General features: G+C 63.3%; 3 protein-coding genes and 1 pseudogene. 1 reads left to right on the forward strand and 3 read right to left on the reverse strand.

Translation table 11 applies throughout. The annotated features are described in order from the left end of the window. Window positions 1-159 precede the first annotated feature (159 nt). Window positions 160-659: pseudogene (locus ACIBG0_RS41990) on the reverse strand (IS1380 family transposase); the annotation flags it as partial. A 242-nt stretch (window positions 660-901) separates the two neighbouring features. Then, the gene (locus ACIBG0_RS41995) at window positions 902-1,576 is read right to left on the reverse strand and encodes a TetR/AcrR family transcriptional regulator (RefSeq protein ID WP_397041214.1); all 675 of its coding nucleotides are present in this window, start codon (window positions 1,574-1,576) and stop codon (window positions 902-904) included. Window positions 1,577-1,627: 51 nt separating this feature from the next. Here ACIBG0_RS41995 and ACIBG0_RS42000 point away from each other — a divergent pair, with 51 nt between their 5' ends. Next, complete coding sequence (locus ACIBG0_RS42000) at window positions 1,628-2,053, forward strand: hypothetical protein (protein WP_397041215.1); 426 nt, start codon at window positions 1,628-1,630, stop codon at window positions 2,051-2,053. Between the two features lie 379 nt (window positions 2,054-2,432). Here ACIBG0_RS42000 and ACIBG0_RS42005 read toward each other — a convergent pair whose 3' ends face one another. Further along, window positions 2,433-4,967 carry a LuxR C-terminal-related transcriptional regulator gene (locus ACIBG0_RS42005; protein WP_397041217.1) on the reverse strand — a complete coding sequence of 845 codons (2,535 nt, stop codon included), beginning with the start codon at window positions 4,965-4,967 and terminating at the stop codon, window positions 2,433-2,435. Between the last annotated feature and the right edge of the window lie 397 nt (window positions 4,968-5,364).

Below are 5,364 nucleotides of genomic sequence, written 5' to 3' on the forward strand. Positions count from 1 at the left end.
GACAACGCCACAGACCCGAAAAACACCACCGCACAACCACTCCCACGTCAAACCCGCCAGACATCGGGATAATCCCCGGTTCGGGATAAGTCCACGCTCACCACCTGCGGCACCGGCCGCTGTGGTCACCAGCGGTGAAAGCCCCTTGCGGAGAATCTATTTGCCCGCGATCTTGGTGTGTCCGTAGGACGCGCCTTGTTTCTGGTGACCGTAAAACCGGGCGCAGCAGCGAGTCGATGTCGACGAACACTCGCACATCCGCGCCAGGCAGTAAATCGACGCGGACAGCGAGGGCGGCCAGGTACTCACCGAGCACCACGTCCAACTGCGGTGCGTGGCCGAAGGTGAACTCCCGCAACAGTGTTCCTGCCGTCGAGGGGGGGGTACACGCCCTCGAACAGTGCTTTGCAGCCGCCGCTGCGGAGCAGGTCGATGCTGTCCGCACCCGCGCACATGCCCGCGATCAGCATGGCCAGCTTCGGTGCCGCGTTGGCTGATCCGGACTTGATCCGCGGCGCGGTGATCGTGACTTTGTCGGCCAACAGCCTCGTCAGGCCGGTTTGCTCGGCCAGCGTCATCACCGGGACCAGCCCGGCCACCGACACGATGTTGTCATCATCGAAGCACGCCGACTCCGGTTCACCTTCGGGCCCGCACATGTCGGCGAAAAGTACTCCGAAGTCGGTCTGCTCGATGTTCAACTGAGCCTGTACGGCAGGAGAAGTGAGGCCGACCTTGCGTCCAAGGATGGTTCCCCTGCTTGCTGCCGTGCGGCTGTGTGGAGTGCCTGCACAGCGTACGCCGCAGCGATGTCGTCGGCGCCGAGGAGATCACGGACCGGCGGGCAGGGGTTCCGCTGGCCGCGGCGGCCAAGAGTCGTGCGGACGCCAGGCGAATCGGCTCACCCTGCTCGAGTGTCTTGGCGGAGTTGGTGTTTGTGTTCAACGTCGTTCGTTTCTGTAAAGGAGTCAGCTTCAGCGCGGTTGGAGAGACCGATGAGCTGGCAGTAGGCGTCGGCGACGGCATCGGGGCCCAGGGGGCCTACAGGGGCGTACCACCGGTGAGTTTCGCTGACCATGTTGAGGATTGCGAAGGTCAGGACCGCGGAGGGGGCTTGGGGAAGGCTGCCGCTAGCCTGTGCTCGTTCCACGACGTCGTGGACGGCGGCAATGAATGCACGTTCGTCGCCGTCGACCTGCTCGGCTACTGCCGGTTCCAGCCATCTCAGTTCCGATCGGTAGACGGCGAAGGTGAGGTGGTTGGTGACGACTGCCCGGGTGAATTCGGTGATGATGGCTCGGAGTTGCGTTATCGGGTCCGGACCCGCTGCCAATCCCCGTCGCAGCGCGTCGAGCAGGTCGTGGTCGACCTGTTGGGCTATCTCTCGCAGGAGATCGGCCTTCGATCCGACATAGTGGTAGATGGCGGGTTGGCTCAGATCCAGTTCGGCCGCGATCTCCTTGGTGGTTCCTTTGACGTAGCCGCGTTTGGAGAAGACTGCCGCCGCACCGTCGAGTATCAGCCGGCGTTTGTGGTCCCATGCGGTGTCCTGCCCGGCCGAGTCCGGCGCTTCCATGACAGCCCTCCCTATGCGCGTGTTTCATGCCTGGCCAGCAGTCTATCGCGTTTGATCAATCGAACGATCAGTCGCGGGTTGCGGACCTGGTTCGCTCAGTCGCCGGCGCAGCGCGCGTCGGTCCACCTTGTTCGCTGGGCGTATCACCCGGATGCCGGGCAGCCGATTCCCTTCCGTATCGGAGGACCGCTCGACGTGGCCGAGGCCATTGAGGAGCACGGCATCGATGGGGTAGACACCTACTTCGAAAGCCCGCTACCGAACGGTTCAGGGCGGATGTCTGGTGGGGGCGGCGGCGGGATGGGCAACATCGGCTACCTCGCACGTCTCAACGCCGACAGCTCGTTGCGGTGGGTCGCCGTGATGTTTTACTCCAACCCGTTCATCAGAGTGCACTACAAGGGCATGAGCGCCGTTTTCACCAACGACTGGGGGAACCGGCTGATGCTTGATCTTATGAGCCCTGCTCTTCGCTGACCCCGCCGGTGTCCACGATGGCAGGTTTCCCTTCGCGGTGATCCAACGGACAGGCCTGGACACCTCGCAGCCGTCCCTGGCCATGACCGACAACCCGACCGAACTTCAGAACTACTCGTCTCAGGCGTGCCCTCGTTGCCGTCTCCCAGGTGGGAGTCGTGGGGAGGAATCCGACAGTCCCACGACGGGGCGCTGACGAGCACACCGCACGAGCCCAACTCCGACAACGGGATCGACGGCGCGCTGCCGTTCCTTTCTGCTGCCCGGGTATGCGCCATCCTCGTTCGTGCGACTAGTCGGACTGATCGCTGATTGGACCGCCCAGCTGCGTAGCACCGCAATGGCTTTCAGCATTCGTACATATCGGATATCACTGCAGTCATGGCTGCGACCGCTGTCGGCCGGTGCGGCGTGGATGCTTCACTGCCTCCGACCGGACTTGCCCGATCTGATCTTCGGGAATCAGTTTGATGATGTCGTCTCGGGACGTAATCACGAGTTTCCGGAAGATCGCAGCCATCTGTGCGTCAACGGTCTTGGTGGAATTCCCGCGGCGGGTCGCGATCGCGGAGTTCGTCCATCCCGCTGCGGCCAAGATCGCCACCTGCTGCTCGGCCGTCGACAACTCATGCCAGCGTGCGGGAGTGTTTCGCCTGGCGGGATGGTTGATCGGCAACCTCTCCATCGACAGCGTCCCCAATGCCAGCCGCTGCACCTCGTCCAGCTCCAAACGCAACAAAGAACCCTGCCGCTGTGCGGCGGCGAACACCTCTGGTCCCAATGCCCGGCGAGCAATGTCTATCGCTTGGGTCGTTTCCACGGTGTAGGGCCCCAGATTGCTCTTGTCGAATCCCATCGCCGCTCGCAATGTAGCGGCCCCACCGGCAAGTTGAGCAACTTCGGTGGCCTGTGCTCTGAGTTCGGCATGGTCGATGCTTCCTACCGAGATCATGTCGCCAACTATCTGCGCCAGGGACCACATTCGGATGTGTACCGCCCACGTTTCGCCCCATCGGTCATGTGTCTGGAGGAGGTATGCCAGTGCGCTACGCCCAAGGGCCAACGCCTCAGTCGGACTGCTGTGCTTGGTCAACGCGATCGCACGTGCCATCTGTGCCCAAGCCTTCGACCACGCAGCGCCCGACGCCGTGGCGTAATCGAGGTGGCGTTGACTGGTCTGCAGGGCTTGTTCTGCCGATCCGACGAAACTTGCGGCCCATGCCTCGGCGAGTGAACTCCTGGCCTCGCCACCGTGATCGCTGATGACACGGAACTTTTCGCGGGCGCGCGCGAACACGCTGATCGCCTCGGGGTTTCGCTGAGCTAGCCACAGTTGCGCGCCCCACGCGTACTCGACGGGAGCGGGCAGGCCGATATCGGTTTCAGGTGTCTGCCGCCAGCCGTGCCGGGTTTCCGGGTCGCGGATCGAGGCGGCGACACATTCCTCGAGCATCCGATCGGCGTCGTCGTACTTACCCGCGATCAGGTCGAGCCACCCGATCACGGTCATGGCTTTGATCTGCAAGTCGGTAGGCCGCGCGGTCGGCGTGCCGGTGGCCTGCAGCGTGCGTTCAGCCCATCGCCGCAGGTCTCGAGGTGAGGATCTGACTTTGTAAATGTCGATCAGGCCTACGGAGATTTCCAAACCAAGTGCCGGCTCACCCGAGGTCAAGCTCGTTTCGATCGCCCTGACCAGGTTGTCCCATGCCGCACGAACCCAGTCCAGGAGGCCTTGCTCGGCAGGACTGAACCAATTGCGCTGCACCGCAACGATTTTGTCCCGATAGTAGCGGCGATGACGCCGCGCGAGTCGCGCGGGTTCATCCACCTCGGGGGTGGAGTGTTCATGCAACCGTTGTCCAGCGAACACGCGAATGCTTTCCAGCAGCGAGTACCGCACCGCGGTCGGGGTGATGTGCGCGGTCACCAGGGATTGGTCGATCAGACGATCGAGCACACCCTCGACCTCTTCGGCCGCCAGCCACACCGTCTGCCCCGGACTGCTTGCCTGATCCTCCTCGTGCGGGGGGTCGTCCGCGCAGATCGCCTCGATGGCTTCCACGTCGACGCCGACATTCGGCACGGAGCTGGTGCCATCCTCGGGATTGATGTCGTATCCGGCGGCGAAGACCGACATCCGGTCCAGTAGCAACCGCTCTTTGTCCGGACACAGGTCATAGGACCAGGCGATGGCGTCACGGACCCCTTGATGTCGCGCGTCTGCCCCGACCCGCGGTCCATGCGACCAGCGCATGCGCTGGTCGCCGACCTCGCCACTGAGTTCTTCGATGATCGAGGCCAACGACCGCCGTAACAACCGCGCCGCAGCCAATCGGATATACAGCGGATGGTCGTTCACATGGCGGCAGATCAGCGTCGCTTTGGCGATGTCGTCCCTGTCGACGATGGAATGACCGGTGTATTTGGCGCGCTGACGGAACAAGGTTACTGCCTGCTGCCGCGTCAGCGACGGAACCACCACCACGTGCTCGTCGGCCCACCCCACCGCCTCACGGCTGGTCGCCAAGATGGTCAACCCCGGAACCGCCTCCAGCAACTCCGCGATCACCCGGCCAGCACCTGCCAGCACGTGTTCACAGTTGTCCATCACCAGCACCGACCGCCGAATCCGTCCCGCCTCGTCGGTCGCGCTCAATGTGTCGACCAGCGCGTCCCATCCGGACCGTCCCGAGAAGTCGGCATCGACCACCGCGGCAATGACTTCTGCTTCGACCGCGGTCGCGTCGGAACCCTTGAGCAGCCGTGCCAGCCGCACCCAGTAGACCAGCGTACCCCGGGTTTTGCGGAATCGGCGGACGGTCTCGGTGGCGAGTCGTGTCTTCCCGATGCCGCCTGGTCCGATCAAAGTGATCAGCCGGGCCGCCGACAGCAGCAAGTCGAAAATTCTGTCCAACTCCGAATCCCGGCCAACGAAACGATCCGTTGCCGCAAACAAATCCCCTGTCCGCGCTCGGCGCTCCGCAGACATACCGATAGATTAGCCTTGCCGCACACCACTGGCTATCCCCGATCAGATTTGATCGTCCTTCGGTGTCCGCTGTCAGAAGGATGGGCTGTGGCGCAGATAGGGTGTACATCCCGCCGGGGACGACACCGGCACAATAACAATCGCCACCCGTCTCGCCGACCGACTACGTCAAAGGCGAGTAATCACCGCCGCTGGTTCGCCGTCGGCTGTAACAGGTCCGAGGTGGCCGGTGCGTGTGCTGCGGGGGTGAAGGCGACGAGTCGTTGCCGGGCGTCGCCGGGTAGCTCGAGGTTTTCGTAATTCACCGTGACGACACCCATTT

Source organism: Nocardia sp. NPDC050630 (assembly GCF_044457245.1).
Taxonomy (GTDB): domain Bacteria; phylum Actinomycetota; class Actinomycetes; order Mycobacteriales; family Mycobacteriaceae; genus Nocardia.

Bases quoted from the DNA above. Each gene is read 5' to 3' on its own strand.
- ACIBG0_RS41995 (WP_397041214.1), bottom strand. From the start codon at position 1,576: ATGGAAGCGCCGGACTCGGCCGGGCAGGACACCGCATGGGACCACAAA.